This is a genomic window from Methylomonas sp. Uni0009 (genome assembly GCF_054188105.3).
Genome location: NZ_JBTAFN010000001.1, coordinates 753,595 through 772,882, shown reverse-complemented (window position 1 = coordinate 772,882; position 19,288 = coordinate 753,595). Strand labels below are relative to the sequence as shown.

At 54.4% G+C, this 19,288-nt stretch carries 15 protein-coding genes and 1 pseudogene; 13 read left to right on the top strand and 3 right to left on the bottom strand.

Annotation, left to right across the window (positions count from 1 at the left end; all coding sequences use genetic code 11):
- The first annotated feature begins 148 nt into the window (after nt 1-148).
- The 7 genes and pseudogenes from gcvT to ACWAU0_RS03625 all read left to right on the top strand — a co-directional run bounded on the left by gcvT (nt 149) and on the right by ACWAU0_RS03625 (nt 9,789).
- Nucleotides 149-1,237, top strand: coding sequence for a glycine cleavage system aminomethyltransferase GcvT (gene gcvT / locus ACWAU0_RS03655; protein ID WP_458138337.1), 1,089 nt, complete (start codon nt 149-151; stop codon nt 1,235-1,237).
- A 4-nt stretch (nt 1,238-1,241) separates the two neighbouring features.
- On the top strand, nt 1,242-4,163 hold the full coding sequence (gene gcvP, locus ACWAU0_RS03650) for an aminomethyl-transferring glycine dehydrogenase (RefSeq protein ID WP_458138336.1): 2,922 nt from the start codon (nt 1,242-1,244) through the stop codon (nt 4,161-4,163).
- Nucleotides 4,147-5,544 carry a 3'-5' exonuclease family protein gene (locus ACWAU0_RS03645; RefSeq protein ID WP_458138335.1) on the top strand — a complete coding sequence of 466 codons (1,398 nt, stop codon included), beginning with the start codon at nt 4,147-4,149 and terminating at the stop codon, nt 5,542-5,544. Before gcvP ends, ACWAU0_RS03645 begins: the two co-directional genes overlap by 17 nt.
- 149 nt (nt 5,545-5,693) lie before the next feature.
- Nucleotides 5,694-6,443: pseudogene (locus ACWAU0_RS03640) on the top strand (IS5 family transposase).
- A gap of 64 nt (nt 6,444-6,507) precedes the next feature.
- The gene (locus ACWAU0_RS03635; RefSeq protein WP_129871340.1) at nt 6,508-6,858 is read left to right on the top strand and encodes a hypothetical protein; all 351 of its coding nucleotides are present in this window, start codon (nt 6,508-6,510) and stop codon (nt 6,856-6,858) included.
- Nucleotides 6,859-7,005: 147 nt separating this feature from the next.
- On the top strand, nt 7,006-7,407 hold the full coding sequence (locus ACWAU0_RS03630; protein WP_458138334.1) for a DUF2195 family protein: 402 nt from the start codon (nt 7,006-7,008) through the stop codon (nt 7,405-7,407).
- A 489-nt stretch (nt 7,408-7,896) separates the two neighbouring features.
- Entirely contained in the window at nt 7,897-9,789 is a 1,893-nt protein-coding gene (locus ACWAU0_RS03625) for a diguanylate cyclase (RefSeq protein WP_458138332.1), read from the top strand.
- Nucleotides 9,790-9,815: 26 nt separating this feature from the next.
- On the opposite strand, the gene apeE is transcribed toward ACWAU0_RS03625, so the two are convergent.
- The 3 genes from apeE to ACWAU0_RS03610 all read right to left on the bottom strand — a co-directional run bounded on the left by apeE (nt 9,816) and on the right by ACWAU0_RS03610 (nt 11,909).
- A complete protein-coding gene (gene apeE / locus ACWAU0_RS03620) occupies nt 9,816-10,073 on the bottom strand; it encodes an ApeE family acyl carrier protein (RefSeq protein WP_503428541.1) in 258 nt (85 codons plus the stop codon).
- Complete coding sequence (locus tag ACWAU0_RS03615; RefSeq protein WP_458138331.1) at nt 10,054-10,848, bottom strand: lysophospholipid acyltransferase family protein; 795 nt, start codon at nt 10,846-10,848, stop codon at nt 10,054-10,056. The genes apeE and ACWAU0_RS03615 overlap by 20 nt, the downstream gene beginning before the upstream one ends.
- 308 nt (nt 10,849-11,156) lie before the next feature.
- The gene (locus ACWAU0_RS03610; protein WP_033156074.1) at nt 11,157-11,909 is read right to left on the bottom strand and encodes a proteasome-type protease; all 753 of its coding nucleotides are present in this window, start codon (nt 11,907-11,909) and stop codon (nt 11,157-11,159) included.
- 166 nt (nt 11,910-12,075) lie between these two features.
- Between ACWAU0_RS03610 and ACWAU0_RS03605 the strand changes: the two genes are divergently transcribed.
- The 6 genes from ACWAU0_RS03605 to ACWAU0_RS03580 all read left to right on the top strand — a co-directional run bounded on the left by ACWAU0_RS03605 (nt 12,076) and on the right by ACWAU0_RS03580 (nt 19,284).
- On the top strand, nt 12,076-13,104 hold the full coding sequence (locus tag ACWAU0_RS03605) for an HlyD family secretion protein (RefSeq protein WP_051669824.1): 1,029 nt from the start codon (nt 12,076-12,078) through the stop codon (nt 13,102-13,104).
- Entirely contained in the window at nt 13,101-14,882 is a 1,782-nt protein-coding gene (locus ACWAU0_RS03600) for an ATP-binding cassette domain-containing protein (RefSeq protein ID WP_201799015.1), read from the top strand. Before ACWAU0_RS03605 ends, ACWAU0_RS03600 begins: the two co-directional genes overlap by 4 nt.
- Nucleotides 14,879-16,000 (top strand): ABC transporter permease, encoded by a 1,122-nt coding sequence (locus ACWAU0_RS03595; RefSeq protein WP_458138330.1) that lies wholly within the window; start codon nt 14,879-14,881, stop codon nt 15,998-16,000. The genes ACWAU0_RS03600 and ACWAU0_RS03595 overlap by 4 nt, the downstream gene beginning before the upstream one ends.
- A 5-nt stretch (nt 16,001-16,005) precedes the next feature.
- A complete protein-coding gene (locus tag ACWAU0_RS03590; protein ID WP_458138329.1) occupies nt 16,006-17,118 on the top strand; it encodes an ABC transporter permease in 1,113 nt (370 codons plus the stop codon).
- A gap of 240 nt (nt 17,119-17,358) precedes the next feature.
- The gene (gene nifB / locus ACWAU0_RS03585) at nt 17,359-18,855 is read left to right on the top strand and encodes a nitrogenase cofactor biosynthesis protein NifB (RefSeq protein WP_445366997.1); all 1,497 of its coding nucleotides are present in this window, start codon (nt 17,359-17,361) and stop codon (nt 18,853-18,855) included.
- Nucleotides 18,856-18,999: 144 nt separating this feature from the next.
- Nucleotides 19,000-19,284: a 4Fe-4S dicluster domain-containing protein gene (locus ACWAU0_RS03580; protein ID WP_020484742.1), complete on the top strand. Its 285-nt coding sequence runs from the start codon at nt 19,000-19,002 to the stop codon at nt 19,282-19,284.
- Nucleotides 19,285-19,288 lie beyond the last annotated feature (4 nt).

The following is a 19,288-nucleotide window of genomic DNA, read 5'->3' as shown; positions in this document are numbered from 1 at the left end:
TTGCGGAATGGCCGTGTTGGTGGAACGCAAAACTGCTTTTTCACAAATTGCCAAACAATATTGCGTGCGGCATTAATGCTAAATACCTTGGTTTGGCCGCACTGCGCGGCTAGACTTGCACCATTACTAATCCACACGGGATGGCCAGGTGAATAGTTCAAAGCAAACCCCCTTATACGATTTACATCGGCAACTAGGTGCCAAGATGACCACGTTTGCCGGTTACCAGATGCCGGTGCAATACAAAAACGGCATCATTCACGAGCATTTGCACTGCCGCAGCCAGGCCGGTTTCTTCGATATTTCCCATATGGGGCAGTGCCGAATATTGGGCGAGAGCGCGGCGGAGGTGTTGGAAAAACTCACGCCCGGCGGCATCGTCGATTTAAATTGCGGCGCGCAGAAATATACGGTTCTCACCAACGCCGACGGCGGCGTTATCGACGACATCATCGTCACCCGCATCGAATCCGGCTTATCCCTCATCGTCAATGCCGGTTGCAAGGACAAGGATTTTGCTTATCTGCGCAGCCAATTAACGGCCGATTGCTTGTTCGAAGCGTTAGCTGAGCTAGCCTTGTTTGCCTTACAAGGGCCGGCTGCGGCAGCGGTGCTGGTCAAGTTTACGGCGGAGGTCGGCGAGCTGAAATTTATGCAAGCGTGCGCCACCGAGATTGCCGGAACCCTATGCCACATCAGCCGTAGCGGCTACACTGGCGAAGACGGCTTTGAAATATCCTTGCCGCAAGCCGACGCGGAGCGCATTGCGCGTTTGCTGTTGGCGGAAGAGGGCGTTGAACCGATTGGCCTGGGGGCTCGCGATACGCTGCGCTTGGAAGCCGGTTTGTGCCTGTATGGTCACGAGCTTAACGAATCGATTACGCCTATCGAAGCGGGTTTGCAGTGGATATTCAAAAAAGGCCACAGCGATTTTCCCGGCGCGGAAAAAATTCTGCAGCAACGGCAGGATGGCGTGGAGCGAGTGCGCGTCGGCTTACTGGTGGATGGCCGTATTCCAGTGCGGGACGGCTGTGAGATTGTGCATCAAGACCGGCCAATCGGCACGGTGACCAGCGGCAGTTTCTCGCCGAGTCTAAATCGGCCGGTGGCGATGGCGCTGCTGGATCGCCGATTTGCCGAGCCGAGTACCGGATTAACCGCGCTGGTGCGGAACTCTGCTATTTCGGTGACGGTCACTTCGCTACCTTTCGTTCCGCACCGCTACTTAAGAAGGTAAGCCCATGTCTGCAAAAAACGTCCGTCTCGACCAACTGGAAATGCGCGGTAATTTCATTCAACGCCACATTGGTCCCAATGCTCAACAGACCCAGGAGATGCTGGCCGAGCTGGGCTTGAGCGATCTGGAACAGATTGTCGGCCAAGTGATTCCGGCCAATATTTTGAATCACGAACCGCTGAAACTCACCAATACCATCAGCGAACGCGCGGTGATCAAATACTTGCGCAAAATGCGCGAGCGCAACAAGGTGTTGGTATCGATGATAGGCATGGGTTACTACGACACCATCATGCCGGCGGTGATCAAGCGCAACGTCCTGGAAAACCCCGGCTGGTACACCGCCTACACGCCGTATCAAGCCGAAGTCGGGCAGGGCCGGCTGGAAGCTTTATTGAATTTTCAGCAAATGATCATCGATTTGACCGGTATGGATATCGCCAACGCCTCGCTGCTGGACGAAGCGACTGCGGCGGCGGAAGCAATGACCATGTCGCGGCGGCTAGCAAAAAGCCCGTCCAACACCGTGTTGATCGATAAAGATTGCCATCCGCAAACTATCGCGGTGGTGCAGACTCGGGCCGGCTCCTTGGGCTACGAAGTGGTGGTCGCCGATCCGTTCGACAATCTGGCGCAACACGATTTTTTTGCCTTGATTCTGCAATATCCGGGCTCCAGTGGCGAAATCCGCGATTTGACCGAAGCGACCACGATTGCTCATGGCAAACAAGCATTGGTCACGGTAGCGGCTGATTTACTAAGTTTGGTTTTGCTTAAACCGCCAGTGGCCTTCGATGTGGACATCGCGGTAGGCAGCGCTCAGAGGTTTGGTGTGCCTATGGGTTACGGCGGTCCGCACGCGGCGTTTTTTGCCACCCGCGACGAATTCAAGCGCTCGATGCCCGGGCGCTTGATTGGTGTGTCCAAAGACAGTCACGGCCAGATCGCTTTGCGAATGGCCCTGCAAACCCGCGAGCAACACATTCGCCGCGACAAGGCCACCAGCAATATCTGTACATCGCAGGTTCTGCTGGCGGTGATTGCCGGTTTTTATGCGGTCTATCACGGCGCGGAAGGGCTGCGCCTAATCGCCGGCCGGGTGCATCGCTATGCGCAGATTCTGGCAGCGGGTTTGGTGCAAGGCGGCCATCAAGTGCTGAGCCAATGTTATTTCGATACCGTGGTGGTCAGCGTGCCGAATCGCGCCCGCCGCATCGCCGCGCAGGCGGCTGATGTGAATATCAATCTGCGGGTTATCGATGCCGATACGCTGGGGGTTGCCCTGGACGAAACCACCAACCGCGAGCATTTACGGACCTTGTGGCAGGTGTTCGCTTCGCCGATTGCCGAGTTGCCGGACATTGCCGTGTTGGATGCGACACTGGGCGAATGCATCCCGGATACGCTATTGCGCGACGACGCAGTTCTGAGCCATCCAGTGTTCAGTCTGTACCATTCGGAAACCGAGATGATGCGCTACATGCGCCGGCTGGCGCGCCGCGATATTGCCTTGGACCGGGCGATGATCCCGCTGGGTTCGTGCACGATGAAACTCAATGCCGCTACCGAAATGCAGGCGATTTCGTTCTACGAATTCAATGCCATGCATCCGTTTGCGCCGCTGTATCAAGCCCAAGGGTATCAGCAATTATTCGCCGAGCTGGAGGACATGCTCTGCGATTTGACCGGCTTCGATGCCTTTTCCCTGCAACCCAATGCCGGCTCGCAAGGCGAATACACCGGCCTGCTGGTTATCCGCAAATACCACCAGGTCAACGGCCAGGGTCAACGCAACATCTGCCTGATTCCGGCCTCGGCGCATGGCACCAACCCGGCCAGCGCGACCTTGGCCGGGTTGCAGGTTGTGGTGGTGGCCTGCGACGACCACGGCAACGTCGATGTCGCCGATCTGCGCGCCAAGGCCGAGCAGTACCGCGACACCTTGGCGGCGTTGATGATTACCTATCCGTCCACCCACGGCGTTTACGAACAAGCGTTTCGGGAAATCTGCGACATCGTTCATCAACACGGTGGCCAAGTGTATATGGATGGCGCTAATTTCAACGCCTTGGTCGGTCTATGTCGGCCCGGCAAGATTGGCGCGGACGTGGCGCATTTGAATTTGCACAAGACGTTTTGCATCCCGCACGGCGGCGGCGGTCCCGGCGTAGGGCCTATCGGCGTGGGTGCGCATCTGGCGCCGTACTTGCCGGATCACCCACTCGTGGAAGGCGTCAATCCCGCCAAGGGCGAGCACGGCACGGTCGGTACCGTATCGGCGGCACCGTGGGGCTCGGCGAGTATTTTGACGATTTCCTGGGCCTACATCGCGATGATGGGCGCTACCGGCCTGCGCCGGGCCACGCTAACCGCGATCATGAATGCCAATTACATCGCCCGCCGGCTGGCGCCGCATTACCCGATTCTTTACACCGACGCTAACGGCTGGGTGGCGCACGAATGCATCATCGATTGCCACGCCTTCAAAAAAACCGCCAACGTCACGGTCGAGGACATCGCCAAACGCCTGATCGATTACGGTTTCCATGCGCCGACCGTGTCGTTTCCGGTGCCGGATACCTTGATGATCGAACCCACCGAAAGCGAGAACAAAACCGAAATCGACCGTTTCTGCGCAGCGATGATCGCGATTCGCGACGAAATTCGTGAGATCGAAACCGGCAGCGCCGACCCGGACAATAACGTGCTGCACAACGCCCCGCATACCCATCGCCTGTTGCTGGAGGACTGGCATTTGCCGTATTCCCGGCAAAAAGCCTTCTTCCCGGATAGCCACCAGCACGACGACAAATATTGGCCGCCGGTCGGGCGCATCGACAGCGTCTACGGCGACCGCCATGTGTTTTGCAGTTGTCCGCTGGACTGGGCGCAAGCCGCCGCGGAGTGCGATGCTGAAGCACGTTAACCAGCCGCTGGCCTTCGTCGACCTGGAAACCACCGGCGCCACCGCCACCAAAGACCGCATCACCGAAATCGGCATCGTGCTGGTCGATGAAGACGGCGTGCGGGAATGGAATCAACTGCTCAACCCGCAAACCCGGATTCCGTTGTTCATCGAACAAATGACCGGCATCAGCAACGAGATGGTAGCGCAGATGCCCAGCTTTGCCCAAGTGGCCTGTGAAGTGGCGGAATTGTTGGAAGGGCGCTTGTTCATTGCTCACAACGCCCGTTTTGACTACGGGTTTTTGAAGAACGAATTCAGCCGGTTGGACATGAGCTTTCGGCCGCAAGTGTTATGTACCGTCAAACTGTCGCGGGCTTTGTATCCGCAGTACCACAGGCATAATCTGGACAGCCTGATCGAACGGCATGGTTTGCAGGCCAAAGACCGGCACCGGGCCTTGGCCGATGCCCAATTGATTCACCAATTCTGGAATCAAGCCTGCGAGCAGTTCTCGGAGGCGGTGGTCGATCAAGCTGCCCAGCGTTTGGTCGGCCGCTCCAGTCTGCCGTCCAACATCGACCCAAACTTAATCCACGATTTGCCGGAAACGCCCGGCGTTTACCTGTTTTACGGCGAGAACGACCTGCCGCTGTACATCGGTAAAAGCGTCAACATCCGCAACCGGGTGCTGGCGCATTTCGGCGCCGACCATAAGAACAGCAAGGAGATGAGTCTGGCCCAGCAACTGCGCCGCATCGACTGGATCGAAACCGCCGGCGAGCTGGGCGCGCTATTGCTGGAAGCACGCTTGATCAAGGAAAAAACCCCGGTGCACAACCAGCGCCTGCGCCGCAAAAACGCCTTGTGCGCCTGGCAATTGCAACAACACGGCGAACAGCTCAAGCCGGTGTTGAGTTGGGCCGGCGAGCTCGATTTTGGCGCCCAGGACAATTTGTACGGCCTTTACCACAGCCAGCGCGACGCCCAGAAAGCCTTGCGCGGCGTTGCCGAACAGCACGGCCTGTGCCTCAGCGTGTTGGGCCTGGAAAAAACCGCCGCCGGCCGGCCTTGCTTTGGTCACCAGATCAAAAAATGCCGCGGCGCCTGCGTCGGTTTGGAAGCCCCGCTGGCCCACGCGGCGCGGCTGTTGATCGCCATGCAAAAACTCAAACTCGCCGTCTGGCCTTATCCGGGCGCGATTGGTGTGCGCGAAGGCGAGGAATTGCATGTGATCGATCGCTGGTGTTATCTGGGTACAGCGAAAAACGAAGCGGAGATAGCCGAGCTATTGCAGGCCGGTGTTCCGGCCTTTGATCGGGATACTTATATGTTGCTGAGTAAGTCGTTGAAAAAGGCGGAGGTTGTTGGGTTGTCAAAGGCGTTTAGAGTGGTTGGTTGAACCGCGTTTGTCCGGTTACCCCTTTCTAATTGGTATCTACGACCTTTTTATATTTTATTCTAGGGGCTGTTGCCATTTTGTCATAATCCCTTTGAAAATCGATTGGCGAGCCATATTGATTGAGTTTTCAATCAAACGATAACTAGCGAATGCCACGCCAACTGCTTACAGATACCCACTGGGAAAAGCTAAAAACGATTATGTTGAGTTTCAGCATTTACGACAAACCCGGTCTTCGGCAAACGGTCGAAGGGATTTTTTATCGCTTGCGTGTTGGCTGACCTTGGCGAGACTTGCCCGTCGCTTTTGGCAAGTGGAATGCCGTGTACAAGCGCTTCAATGCCTGGTCACTGCAAGAAAAGCTGAGGGGTATCTTTCAAGCGCTAGTGATTGAGCCTGATTTGGAATGGCTATTTATTGATGGCAGCATTATTAAAGCCCATCAACACAGTAGCGGCGGCGCCCATGAAAACCCAACAGCCATCGGGAAATCGGTCGCAGGCAACACGACCAAAATCCATATGGCGGTTGATGCCGGTGGACTTCCCATCCAGTTCTCGATTACGGGGGGCGAAGTACATGACTGCAAAGAAGCGCCGGAATTTGTGGCCAAGCTCCCCCAGGCGGGCTACATGATTGCAGACAAAGGGTATGACAGCGAGCCGTTACGGATTCAAATTCGAGACCAAGGCACAGTCCCCATCATCCCAAGAAAACAAAATTCAATAGTCGGGAATGAGGAAATGGACTGGTGTCTCTATAAATATCGCCACCTCGTTGAAAACGTATTTGCGCGACTGAAACATTTTAGAGCTATTGCCACCCGATATGACAAACTAAAACGCAATTTTGAAGGTGCTATCGCCCTGGCTTGTGCATTTATATGGTTACCGATGTGAAACGGCAACAGCCCCTAGCTTTCTAGGCTGCACCTGGTTAGCCCTTTGCAAGGAGCCGGTTTCTATGATGATCGCAATTTTTGTTATATCTGGATTGCTTATTTGTATTGCTGTACCAGTCTTCATGGTTAAAACAAAGGATGCCAGAAGGAGACTTCAAACGATGTATATTGGTTTATACATCTCTGGTCTTTCTTTAGTAACCACAATCGGATTGACATATCTCTGTTTAATTGAAGGTGTAATCTCGTTCGGCACTCGAACGCAGAGTGTAACTTTGCTTCAAAGCGAAGCCCCAGTGTTGTATTTGCTGTTGGCCCCTTTTTCAATTGCTCTGCCTAGCTGTTTTATTTTGTTTGGCTGGCGTGTATTCCAAAGCGCCCGACTTGGGAAACCATTGTCGTTAAAACTGTAATTGCAACCTCTAAGAGGAATGTTCTAAAAGCCCGGTAGGGTACGCACCGCGTACCTCCCTGGCTTTTGCTATCACGATAGCATTTTGATGGTACTACAACTTATTATAAAACAACCCAAAAGAGCGCATTGATTATCAAGGTGTCTTATGTTGATGGGAGACCTACTAATGGTGGCACGAAAGATTAGTGTTTTAGGCGTTTTTTTTATCGTTTCGTGTGCGACAGCCAATGAACCAGAATCCATACAACTTAATAATCAGTTGTCTGCCTGCATCGCTGTTAATGACATACAAACGTCCATCGAGAATGGGATTCCTGTCCTCTCGTTTGATGCCAAAATAATTAAATCAATTGCTGAGTGCGGCTGTAAATCAGCTCTGGGATCGTATTCGGTAATGGCCAAAATGGCAGAATATCAATCGTATATAATCGTTGGAAAGGTGGCTTTTACAAAATCCGAACATAAGTATTGGCCATTGTCGGCGGAGCAAGGTTTGATTGACAAAAGAAAATTGGAGATTGTCTTATCCTGTGCTCAACCAGACTAAATATTTTTCTCGTTCCCACGCGCTGCGTGGGGATGTCGGGCTTGGCCGCGCTGCGGCATGCGTGACCGCAGCGCGGAATATTTTGGTTCCCACGCAGCGCGTGGGAACCCGATAACAATGAAAAACCAGATATTGACCGCATTGAGTAACTCAACAGGTGCACCTTCTAACATCAGCACATCAGATTTAGCGCACCCTATCGCGTCAATGGGGAGCCAAGAAAAATTGACTAAGCTGTAACCGTTCATCGGGAGGCCGTTTGTCCGTTGAACGGAGGATAGGGCTTTGCCCGTTGGCGAACGACCAAGCTTGGGCGCCATAGCATGCTTGCTAAGCATTCTTTCGCGTCAATGCCATGCCTGTAAAGCTTGCCGGGTATTTATCGCTAGCCAAAATCCAGTGTTTTTCAGTTCCGCTTCACGGGAATGCTGCTATTATCAAGCTCACACGACAGACTGTTAACTTCAATGCTCGATTCCACACCAGCTGATGTCCGAAAACACCATCAAATACGCCCAACTTGTCGATCTTGCCAGTCTGCAAACGCTGATGGACGATTTGTACCGGGTGATCGGCATACCTAACGCCATTATCGATACCGACGGCGTTGTTATCACCAACGCCGGCTGGCAAGATGCCTGTGTAAAATTTCATCGGGTCAACCACAACACCTGCAGTAACTGCATAGAAAGCGATACGGCATTGGTTGAAAGCATGTTGAAGGGAGAGCGGTTTGCAATCTACAAATGTCTGAACGGGTTGGTAGATTCGGCTATGCCGATTATCGTCGAGGGCCAGCACGTCGCCAATATTTTTACCGGTCAATGTTTTATTGATCCTCCGGATCTGGAATTCTTCCGCAGTCAGGCCAGGCGATATGGGTTCGAGGAAGCTAGTTATCTGCAAAGCATCAGCAAGGTCCCGGTCATTGCCAGGCAGCGGCTGGAAACTATCACGGAAATGTACGCGCAACTCGCGCAAGCCTTTGCCAAACACGGTGCGGACCGGTTGCAGCAAAAACTGGCGGCGGCGGAACTGGCGGAGCTTAATAACGAACTGAATCGGCGCGTCGAAGAAAGAACCGAGCAACTGTTTCAAAACAATCAGCAGTTGCTGCTGGAAAAACGCGCCCTGGCCGCCAGCGAAGCACGCTTATCGGCATTATTCAAACACATGAGTAGCGGCGTGGCGGTATACCGGGCCAGCGAGGACGGCCGGGATTTCATTATCATCGGCTTTAACAAGGCTGCCGAGCAGATCGAAAAAATCACCCGCAAAGAATTGATCGGTAAAAAACTGACCGAGATGTTTCCGGGGGTATTCGAATTCGGGCTGTTGGATGTATTGCGGCGGGTCGCCAAAACCGGGACGCCGGAGGCTTTTCCGCCCTCATATTACCGTGATGAGCGGATTCAGGGTTGGCGGGAAAATTATGTGTATAAATTGCCTGGTGGTGAAATTGTCTCGATTTACAACGATGTGACCGAACGCAAGCTGGCGGAAAAGGCTTTGCATCTGACGCAGTTTTCGGTGGATAGAGCCACTGAATGTTTGTACTGGATAACCGCTGATGCCAGATTCCAATTTGTAAACAACACAGCCTGCGAAGTATTGGGCTATAGCCGCGAGGAGTTGTTGACATTTTCGGTAATGGATATAGACAAGGATTTAACGGCGGAAAATTGGCCCGCGCATTGGCAGGAAGTCAAACAAAAAGGCGCGTTAAAAATGGAAGCCATCCATCGCTGTAAAGACGGTCGGGAAATTCCGGTGGAAGTGGCCGCGAATTATCTGGTTTTTGAGGGTTTGGAATATAACTGTGCGTTCGTGCGCGACATCAGTGAGCGCAAAGCCCTGCAAGCGGAGTTGGAGCGTCAGGCGCGCATCGATTATCTGACCGGCATCGCCAATCGCCGCTATTTCATGGAGCAGGGCGAAGCGGAGTTGGCGCGCAGTGATCGTTACGGCAATCCATTGTCGGTACTGATGCTGGATATCGACTATTTTAAAGCCGTCAACGACAACTACGGCCATGCTGCCGGCGATCAGGCTCTGCAAAAACTGGGCTGCATTTTGGTGGAGGTTTTGCGGGAAATCGACATCCCCGGGCGCATGGGCGGCGAGGAATTTGCGATTTTATTGCCGGAAACCGGCTTGCTTAAAGCACTTGAGGTGGCGGAACGACTCCGAAGTGTAGTGGCCGACAGCGTGATTCCGGTTGAATCGGGGTTGGAATTGCAATTTACCGTATCCATTGGCGTGGCTACCCTGACGGATAAAAACAGCAGCATCGGCGATTTGCTGAACTTGGCCGATAAGGGTTTGTATCAAGCCAAACACAGCGGTCGGAATAAGGTCTGTCGTTTTTCGCCGCAAGATTAGGATTGCATCGGCTCGTCAAAACTCTCTCAACTCCGCGCTGCTTCGATAAACTGCGCCAAGGCCGCCACGGAACTGAAGATTTTCACCACATCGTCGCGTTCGGCATCAATTTTTACCTGATACTTTTTACGTATCGCCAAGCCCAGTTCCAGCGCGTCTATGGAATCCAGGCCCAAGCCATCATTGAACAGCGCGGCGTGGCTGTCGATGTCCGCCGCATCGACATCTTCCAGTGCCAGCGTGTCGATAATCAGGTGCTTTAATTCAGTTTCCATCTCGCTCATGGCGTTCTCGTTGTTGAGTAAAATAATCCTGTAAATACTGCGTTAAACGCCGCACCGCTATCGAGCGTGGTTGCAACTCCCGGAAAGGCTGCAATTCGATATCCTCGCCGACGATCATTTGCAAATGAAAACGCCGGTGCGGGATTTGGTACCAGGCTTGAGTTTTGGTGAGGGTGCTGGGTTTACAGGTCAGCGTTACCGGCGTGATTATACTATCGGCTTGTAAAGCAATGGCTGCCGCGCCGCGTTGAAAACGATAAGGCCGGCCCGGCGCCGAGCGGGTGCCTTCCGGAAAAATGATCATGGTGCCGCCGTTTTGCAGCCAAGCGGCGCAATCGTTGACCATCGTTTCAGAATCGGCGTTGCTGATATAGCCGGCATTCAAGATTGGGCCGCGCATCGCCGGGTTGTGCCACAGGCTGGCCTTGACGATGCAGTTGGCTTGTTTGATTCGGCTGATTAAAAACACCACATCCACCAGCGTCGGGTGGTTGGCGACAATCAGCTGGCGGGGACGGTTGAGTTTTTCCAGTCCTATCACTTCATAGCTCATGACGCCCAGTCTGTGCATCAAGCCTATAAACATATAAAAACTCAGATGCACCGTGTATTGGCCGCGGCCGGCTTTTTCGGCGCGGCTGCCCGGCCATATTGCCAAGAGCGGAAACACCAGCAGCCACAGCATCACGCCACCGATCCCGAAGCTGGTAAAGCTGATCGCAGTGGCCAGTAAACGCCAGCCGTAATCAATTTTTTGAATTAGAGTTTGTGCCATCGCCAGCTGCGGTTCTGATCGCCGAACTGCAACATGGCTGGGTCGGCGGGCAGGAATTGGATTAGGGTCGGCAATTGTAGCGGTTACTGGCTATTGTGACGAGTTATCGACGATAAACCTGAAAATCAGTTGCGGCGGTTGTAAACCGTGCATGGATGCAATAAGTAGAGCACACAGGCGTAGTTGCTGAGCAGAACACCACCCACCCTGCCTCAGGGCGAACGGGATTGGCTATGCCCAGCATAAATGAAACCGCTTGGAACTATGATCTGTGTGCCATAGCCCCAAGTTAGGATGAAGCGTGGACGTTATATGCAGCCCGGCAACGGCCGGGAATCCTCTTTACTGAACTGCGGCAGGGTGGCGAAGGCTTCTTTCAGCTTTTCGTGCCACATCTTGCGGATTTTGCTTAAGTATTCGTTGTCTTCCTGGAAGCAATAGTACTCGTCCAGTGTCAGCGTATCTCGGTGATAAATCAACAGCTCCACCGGCGCGCCGACGCTGGCATTACTGCGCATCGTTGAGTCCATCGAAATCAAGCAGCAACGCCCGGCTTCGTGCAGTGCGGTATCGATTTTTAAAAACCGGTCCAGCACCGGTTTGCCGTATTTGTTTTCGCCGATTTGCAGATAAGGGGTCTGCCGCGAGGTAGTGATGCAATTGCCTTCCGGATAAATCAAATAAGCGCCGTGCGGCTCCTGGCCTATTTGTCCCGCCAAAATAAAAGTGGCGGACGGATTGAAGCTGCTTTGTCCGGCATCCACATGGCGGCGCTGCTTTTCGACGCTGATCCGCCCCAAATAGGCGGCGGCTTCCGACAGATAGTTGACCGTGTCCAGATTCACTTCGGTCTCTTCTTTCATATCGCGCTTCAACTGGTCGATCACGGCCTGCGTGGTCGCCAGATTGCCGGCGCTGAGCAGTACGATTTTCCGATCAGATGCCGTACAAAATGGGTGCATTTTGCCGTAAATGCTGACATTGTCGATGCCGGCGTTGGTTCTGGAATCCGACGTTAATACCAGTCCGTCTTTTAGAGAGACAGCAATACAATAAGTCATACGCTCTGCGCCTGAAAAATAAGGTTGCCCGCAGTGTACTAAAGAAGCTGCGTAAAGGCCAAGGACAGTATCGATTAACTGGCGGGGTAAGTTGTTAGATGCATCTCAGGCTCGGCTTTCAGTATACTGAGCCGACACGTTTAAATCAGCGGCGGGTAATTCATAGATGATTAGTAAACCAGGCCTGTATCTCGTTGGGGGAGTAGCTGCCGTTGTGCTGGTCGCCAGCGGTTTTTATCTGAAGGAGGGAAATCGGCATACCGATGCCTTGATCCTGTACGGCAACATGGATATTCGCCAAGTCGAACTGAGTTTTCACGATCCGGAGCGCGTCGAGCAGATCCTGGTTCAGGAAGGCGAGCGGGTCAAACGCGGCCAATTGTTGGCGGCGCAAGCGTTGGAGCGCTTTCAATATAGCCGCGATCAGGCCGCAGCCAAAGTGGATGTGCAACAACATCAGCTGGATAAGCTGCTGCACGGTTCGCGGCCGCAGGAAATCGGTAAGGCTGGCAATGATGTCAAAGCGGCGGAAGCGGCGGTGGTACTGGCTAAGAAAGAGTTGGTCCGTTTTCAGGCGTTGGTCAAACGCAAACTAAGCTCCGCCGAGTCCCTGGATCGGGCGCAAGCCCAATACGACGCGGCCCAGCAGAGTCTGCAAGCCTTGAAACAGCAATATGCGCTGACCGAAATCGGTCCACGCCGGGAAGATATTCAAGCGGCGCAAGCACAACTGAAAGCCGATCAGGCCGCCTTACAGCTGGCTGATAAAGTCTTAGCCGATGCGCGCTTGTATGCGCCGCAGGATGGGGTGGTCCAGAACCGCATCCTGGAGCCCGGCGACATGGCCAGCGCGCAAAAGCCGGTATTGACGTTGGCCTTGCGCGAGCCTTTGTGGGCGAGAACCTATGTGGCGGAAGCTGATTTGGGACGACTGCGTTATGGTCTGCCGGCTAGTTTGGCCAGCGACAGCTTTCCGGATAAAAGCTATAGAGGTTGGGTAGGGTACATGTCGCCGACTGCCGAATTTACGCCTAAAACGGTGGAAACCACCGAGCTGCGCACCAGCCTGGTCTATCAAGTACGGATCTACGCCTGCGACCCGGACGATCAATTGCGGCTGGGGATGCCGGTCACCGTGAGGATAGACACCCAGCAAGCACCGATGGCACAACCGAGCTGCGAACCCGCGCTGTGATTGCCATAGAGGCCGATGCCGCACCGGCGCCATTGACCTTCAGGTCGGTAAGCAAGCACTTTACCGCCGGTGACCGGGTCGTACCGGCCTTGCGGGATATTTCCCTGAGTCTGTCGCTCGGCCAAGTTACGGCCTTGGTGGGTCCGGACGGTGCCGGCAAAACCACCTTGCTACGCTTGGCGGCCGGTTTGTTGTTGCCCGATAGCGGCAGCATAAGCAGTTTTGGTTTGGATACGGCCGCCGCCGGTGCCCAATTGCACCAATTAATCGGCTATATGCCCCAGCGTTTTGGTCTTTATGAGGACTTGAGCGTGCTGGAAAACCTCAATCTTTACGCCGATCTTTACGGCATATCGCTGCAGGACAGGCAGCAGCGCTTCGCTGAGTTGATGCGCATGACCAATCTGCAAAAATTCAATCAGCGTCTGGCCGGTCAGCTATCCGGCGGTATGAAACAAAAACTGGGTTTGGCCTGCACCTTGCTGAATCGGCCGAAATTATTGCTGCTGGATGAACCGTCGGTCGGCGTCGATCCCTTGTCACGCCGTGAGCTCTGGCAAATTATCGAGTCCTTGGTGGCGGAGTTCGGCACCACCGTCTTACTCAGTACCGCTTATATGGACGAGGCCGAGCGTTGCCAGCAGGTGGTATTGCTGGATAGTGGCGAAATTCTGCATCAGGATGCACCGTCCGGCTTTCATCGTCTGGCGGAGGCTTGCAGTTACCAGTTGTCCAGTCCGGTACTGGGTAAACGCCTGCTGCAACAACGTTTGCAGATGCATGCCGATTTAATCGACTCGGTGGTACAAGGTGACACAGTGCGGGCTGTGGCGCGCGCCAATTGCCAGCCGGATTGGACGGCGATATTCGATACTGCCGAGCAAGTGCGAATTACGCCGGTGCCGCCGCGTTTGGAAGATGCTTTTATCATGTTGCTGCTGGCCCGGCACGACGAAAAGTCGCCAGTGGAAACCGTCTGTTTTGTACCCGGCAATGGTTCGCGGTTTTTGGCGACGGAGCACGCAGCAGTGATTGAAGTCGAGCAAGTTGACCGCTGGTTCGGCAATTTTCAGGCGGTTAAGAAACTGTCTTTCGAGGTGCGGCAAGGCGAGATTTTCGGCTTGCTCGGTGCCAACGGTGCCGGCAAGACCACGACATTCAGAATGTTATGCGGCTTGCTGCCGGCCAGCAACGGCCGCTTGCGGGTGGCCGGCCTGGATTTGCGCACGGCAGCCGCCCAGGCCAGGGCCAGACTTGGTTATATGTCACAGAAGTTTTCCCTATATGGACAATTGTCGGTCAGGCAAAATCTACAGTTTTTCAGCCATGCCTACGGTTTACGCCATAAGCGGCGAACAGAGCGTATAGCCTGGGCGCTTCAAGAGTTTGACCTCACTGAGTTTGCCGACACCAATAGCGTCGATCTGCCGCTGGGTTACAAACAACGGCTGGCGCTGGCTTGCGCGCTGATGCACGAGCCCGAGATTCTGTTTCTCGACGAACCGACTTCCGGCATCGATCCGCTGGCGCGCCGCGAGTTTTGGAATCGCATCAACAGCCTGGCGGCGCAAGGGGTAACGATATTGGTCACTACGCATTTCATGGAAGAAGCCGAATATTGCGACCGGCTGTTGATCATGCGCGAGGGCGACATCCTGGCCGCCGGCACACCGGCCGAGATTCGCCGCCGCAGTCAAACCGTCGGGCAAGCGCCGGCCGAGACCATGGAAGAGGCTTTCATTCGCTTGCTGGAACTCAAAGGAGCGTCGTCCGGATGACTGCCGCCAGCCAACGCCTGCTAGGCTTGATTCGTAAGGAGTTTTTACAAGTGCTGCGCGATCCCAGCAGCCTGGCGATTGCGTTTGCGATGCCGGTGTTCTTGCTGTTGTTGTTCGGTTATGGAGTGTCACTGGACGCTCGCCGCGTGCCGATAGGCCTGGTCGTCGAGCATGTTTCACCGGCGTCGCGCAGTTTTAGCGCCGGTTTCGATTATTCCGATTATTTTCAAGCGCATTATTTCCGCGACCTGCGTGAGGCTCAGCAGGCCTTGCTGACTCGAAAAATCAACGCCATCGTGCATTTGCAGGCCGATTTCGATAAGCGCTTGACCGGCAGCGAACCGGCGCCGATTCAGGTTATCGTCAATGGCGTCGATGCTAATACCGCTCGTCTGACCAGCGGTTATGTGCAAGGCGTTTTTGAAACCTGGCTCAACGCTCGTGCCGCTTGGCAGGGACAGGAAGCGCCGCAGCCGGTGCAATTGGCCGCCCGGGTTTGGTACAACAGCGCCTTGCGTAGCCGTAATTTTCTGGTGCCGGGCTTGATCGCGGTGATTATGACTTTGATCGGCGCCTTATTAACCGCTTTGGTGATGGCCCGCGAATGGGAGCGCGGCACGATGGAGGCCTTGATTTCGACGCCGGTCAGCGTCCGCGAAGTGCTGCTCGGCAAATTGATTCCGTATTACTTGCTGGGCATGGGCGGCATGTTGCTGTCGATAGGCATGGCGGTGTTTTTGTTTCAGGTGCCCTTGGTCGGTTCTTTGTGGGTGTTGTTGTTGGCCGGCACCCTGTTCTTGCTGGCGGCGCTAGGCATGGGTTTGCTGATTTCCATAGCTGCCAAAAATCAGTTTGTCGCAGGGCAGATTGCCATTGTGGTGACTTTTCTGCCGGCCTTTATCCTGTCCGGATTTATTTTCAATATTGATAGCATGCCGTGGGCGGTGCAGCTGTTTACCCATTTGGTGGCGGCTCGTTATTTCGTGGCGATTTTGCAGACCGTATTCCTGGCTGGCGATATTTGGGAAGTCATATTGCCCAACGCATTGGCCTTGTTATTGATGGCGGCGGCGTTTCTGGTATTGGCCCTGTGGCGGGCGCCGCGCCGCCTGGAGTGACGAGTATGTGGTGGCGCATTCAGGCTTTATTGATCAAGGAATTCCTCAGCCTGCTGAAGGATAAAAAAAGCCGCTTTGTCTTGATCGTGCCGCCGCTGGTGCAGTTATTTTTGCTCAGCTATGCCGCTACTTACGATCTAAACCAACTGCCGATCGCGATATACAACGAAGACCGCGGCAGCGCCGCCCGCGATTTGATTGCCCGCTTCAACGGCGCGCCAGCGTTTCGGGAAGTGTTGCGCATCGAGCGCCAGGCGCAAATCGCCGCAGCGCTGGACAGCAAGCAGGTGTTGATGGTGTTGCATATCGGCCAAACATTCAGTCGCGATTTGCTGGGTGGCCGGCAATCGGCACCGGTGCAGATATTACTGGACGGCCGCGATTCCAATACGGCCCAGATTGCCTTGGGCTATGCCCGTAACGTGATCAGCCAGTTCAACAGCGATTGGGCGCGCCAGCACAACCAAACCGGGCCGCCGGCTGAATTGCGCGTCAGAGCCTGGTTTAATCCCAATCTGGAAAGCAGTTGGTTTATCGTGCCCGGTATCGTCGGCTTGCTGACCTTGGTGGTGACGATGACGGTGGCCGCATTGTCTGTGGCGCGCGAACGCGAACAGGGCACGTTCGACCAACTGCTGGTGACACCATTCACTCCGGCGGAAATTCTGATCGGCAAAGCCATTCCCGGCCTGATCATCGGCGTAGCCGAAGCGTTGTTCAGTATCTTCATGGTGGTCTTCTGGTTTCAGGTGCCGTTGTTGGGCAGCCTGGCCGCGCTGTACATCGGCATCGTGTTGTACGTGTTTTCGGTAATCGGTGCCGGTTTGATGATTTCCTCGCTATCGGTCACCCAACAACAGGGCTTGCTGGGTGGATTTCTGGTCATCGTGCCGGGTGTAATCCTGTCCGGCTACGCCACGCCCATCGAGAACATGCCGGAACTGGTGCAGCAGCTGACGTTCGTCAATCCGCTACGTTATTTTTTGATCATTATCCGCGGGGTATTTCTGGAAGGCTTGGGGATCGCCGATTTAACCGACCAATATTGGCCGCTGGCGCTGATCGGTTTGTGCTGTTTGAGTTGCGCCGGCTGGCTATTTCGCAAGCGTATGTACTGAACGATGCCTGGCGTCAGAGTTGTCTCTGAAATTGCCTGCTTTCAGGCCTTTGGCGCTTTGTCCAAATCCTGACAATCGGCTGGCGGGGATTGTGCCGTTACAAACATTAGGCGGCCGTATATTGGGGTGTTTGGTAGTTTATCTTAAAAAAGAATTTATATATCAGTAAGTTAAATTGATTTCATAACTGGCATGGCCTGTGCTTTCTCACTGCATAACCAATCAAGTGAGGTGAAGAATATGGAACTGCCAGTATTAAACGAAACTCCAGCAGCCAGCGCAGGCGGCTGCTCCTCCCATTCTTGCGGTACAAGTGATGATCAACTCGGGCATTTGTCCGACGAGATTCGCTCCAAGGTCGAAAATCATCCTTGTTACTCGGAAGACGCGCACCACTATTTTGCCCGCATGCACGTGGCAGTAGCGCCGGCTTGTAACATCCAATGCCACTATTGCAACCGCAAATACGATTGCTCCAACGAGTCGCGTCCCGGTGTGGTGTCCGAGTTGCTGACGCCTGATCAAGCCGTGAAAAAAACCATGGCGGTGGCGGCCAACATCCCGCAAATGACCGTGCTGGGTATCGCCGGCCCCGGCGACCCGCTGGCTAACCCTGAGCGCACCTTCGAAACCTTCCGCCGTTTGAGCGCTGAAGCGCCCGACATCAAGCTTTGCGTTTCCACCAATGGCCTGGCTTTGCCGGAATCGGTCGAGGAACTGGCTAAGCACAACATCGATCACGTCACGATCACGATCAATTGTGTTGATCCGGAAATCGGTGCGCAAATTTATCCGTGGATTTTCTGGGAAAACAAACGCATCAAAGGCGTGAAAGGCGCGAAGATCCTGATCGAGCAGCAACAAAAAGGCCTGGAAATGCTGACCGCCAGAGGCATTTTGGTCAAAGTCAATTCGGTAATGATCCCAGGCGTCAACGACAAGCACTTGGCGGAAGTCAGCAAAATCGTCAAAGCCAAAGGCGCTTTCCTGCACAACGTGATGCCGCTGATCGCCGAAGCCGAGCACGGCACCTTCTACGGCGTGATGGGTCAACGCGGTCCGACTCAGGACGAGTTGATGGACCTGCAGGATTCTTGCTCCGGCGACATGAACATGATGCGCCACTGCCGGCAATGCCGGGCCGACGCGGTTGGCCTATTGGGCGAAGATCGTGGCGACGAGTTCACCATGGACAAAATCGAGGCGATGGAAATCGATTACCAATCGGCAATGGAAAAACGCAAAGTGATCCACGAAGCGATCGCCGAGGAAATGCACAGCAAGCGCGCCGCGAAAGCGGAAAAAGCTGCCGGCCACGCCGACGAGCCCAAGCTGAATACCCGTCCCGTGTTGATGGCCATCGCCACCAGCGGTCAAGGCGTGATCAATATGCACTTCGGACATGCTAAGGAATTCCTGATCTACGAAGCCTCCCCGAACGGCGTGCGTTTCATGAGTCATCGCAAGACAGACTTGTATTGCGGCGGCGACGATACCTGCGGCGACGGCGAGAGCGTGTTGCAACAAACCATTCGTTCCCTGGCCGGCTGTGAAGCGGTGTTGTGCTCCAAAATCGGCTATGAGCCTTGGGACTTGCTGGAAAAAGCCGGCATCGTACCCAACGGCGAGCATGCGATGGAGCCTATCGAAGAAGCCGTGATGGCGGTTTACAAGGAAATGGCTGCCGCCGGCAAGTTGGACGAGGCTGCGCCGCAAGAAGAGCGAGCGACGGCATAGCCCAATATTTCCTCTCCGGTCGGAGAGGGTAGGGTGAGGTGAATCAAAAAGCTTTTGCTTATTCAATTCTCCTCACCCCAGCCCTCTCCATCAGGCGAGGGAGATTGTTAGAACTGATTAACCATCGAATACAAAGGTAACGTCATGGCCTTACAAATCATCGAATCCTGCGTCAACTGTTATGCCTGCGAGCCGTTGTGCCCCAGCAAAGCCATCTACATGTCGGAAAAAGCCGGGCATTTCAGGATTAACCCGAAAAAATGCACCGAATGCGAGGGCGATTATAAAGACACGCAATGCGCCAGCATTTGCCCGATTGAAGGCGCGATTCTCGACGCACTGGGTGTTCCTATCAACCCGCCCGGCTCGCTGACCGGTATCCCGCCCGAAAAAATGGCCGAGGCGATGGCGGAACTACAAGCCCATTAACGGC

Coding starts and splice junctions, on each gene's coding strand:
- ACWAU0_RS03635 (WP_129871340.1), top strand. CDS start 6,508: ATGATGATCGCAATTTTTGTTATATCTGGATTGCTTATTTGTATTGCT.
- ACWAU0_RS03595 (WP_458138330.1), top strand. CDS start 14,879: ATGACTGCCGCCAGCCAACGCCTGCTAGGCTTGATTCGTAAGGAGTTT.
- gcvP (WP_458138336.1), top strand. CDS start 1,242: ATGTCTGCAAAAAACGTCCGTCTCGACCAACTGGAAATGCGCGGTAAT.
- ACWAU0_RS03610 (WP_033156074.1), bottom strand. CDS start 11,909: ATGACTTATTGTATTGCTGTCTCTCTAAAAGACGGACTGGTATTAACG.
- ACWAU0_RS03605 (WP_051669824.1), top strand. CDS start 12,076: ATGATTAGTAAACCAGGCCTGTATCTCGTTGGGGGAGTAGCTGCCGTT.
- ACWAU0_RS03630 (WP_458138334.1), top strand. CDS start 7,006: ATGTTGATGGGAGACCTACTAATGGTGGCACGAAAGATTAGTGTTTTA.
- ACWAU0_RS03615 (WP_458138331.1), bottom strand. CDS start 10,848: ATGGCACAAACTCTAATTCAAAAAATTGATTACGGCTGGCGTTTACTG.
- ACWAU0_RS03590 (WP_458138329.1), top strand. CDS start 16,006: ATGTGGTGGCGCATTCAGGCTTTATTGATCAAGGAATTCCTCAGCCTG.
- apeE (WP_503428541.1), bottom strand. CDS start 10,073: ATGAGCGAGATGGAAACTGAATTAAAGCACCTGATTATCGACACGCTG.
- ACWAU0_RS03625 (WP_458138332.1), top strand. CDS start 7,897: ATGTCCGAAAACACCATCAAATACGCCCAACTTGTCGATCTTGCCAGT.
- ACWAU0_RS03580 (WP_020484742.1), top strand. CDS start 19,000: ATGGCCTTACAAATCATCGAATCCTGCGTCAACTGTTATGCCTGCGAG.
- nifB (WP_445366997.1), top strand. CDS start 17,359: ATGGAACTGCCAGTATTAAACGAAACTCCAGCAGCCAGCGCAGGCGGC.
- ACWAU0_RS03645 (WP_458138335.1), top strand. CDS start 4,147: ATGCTGAAGCACGTTAACCAGCCGCTGGCCTTCGTCGACCTGGAAACC.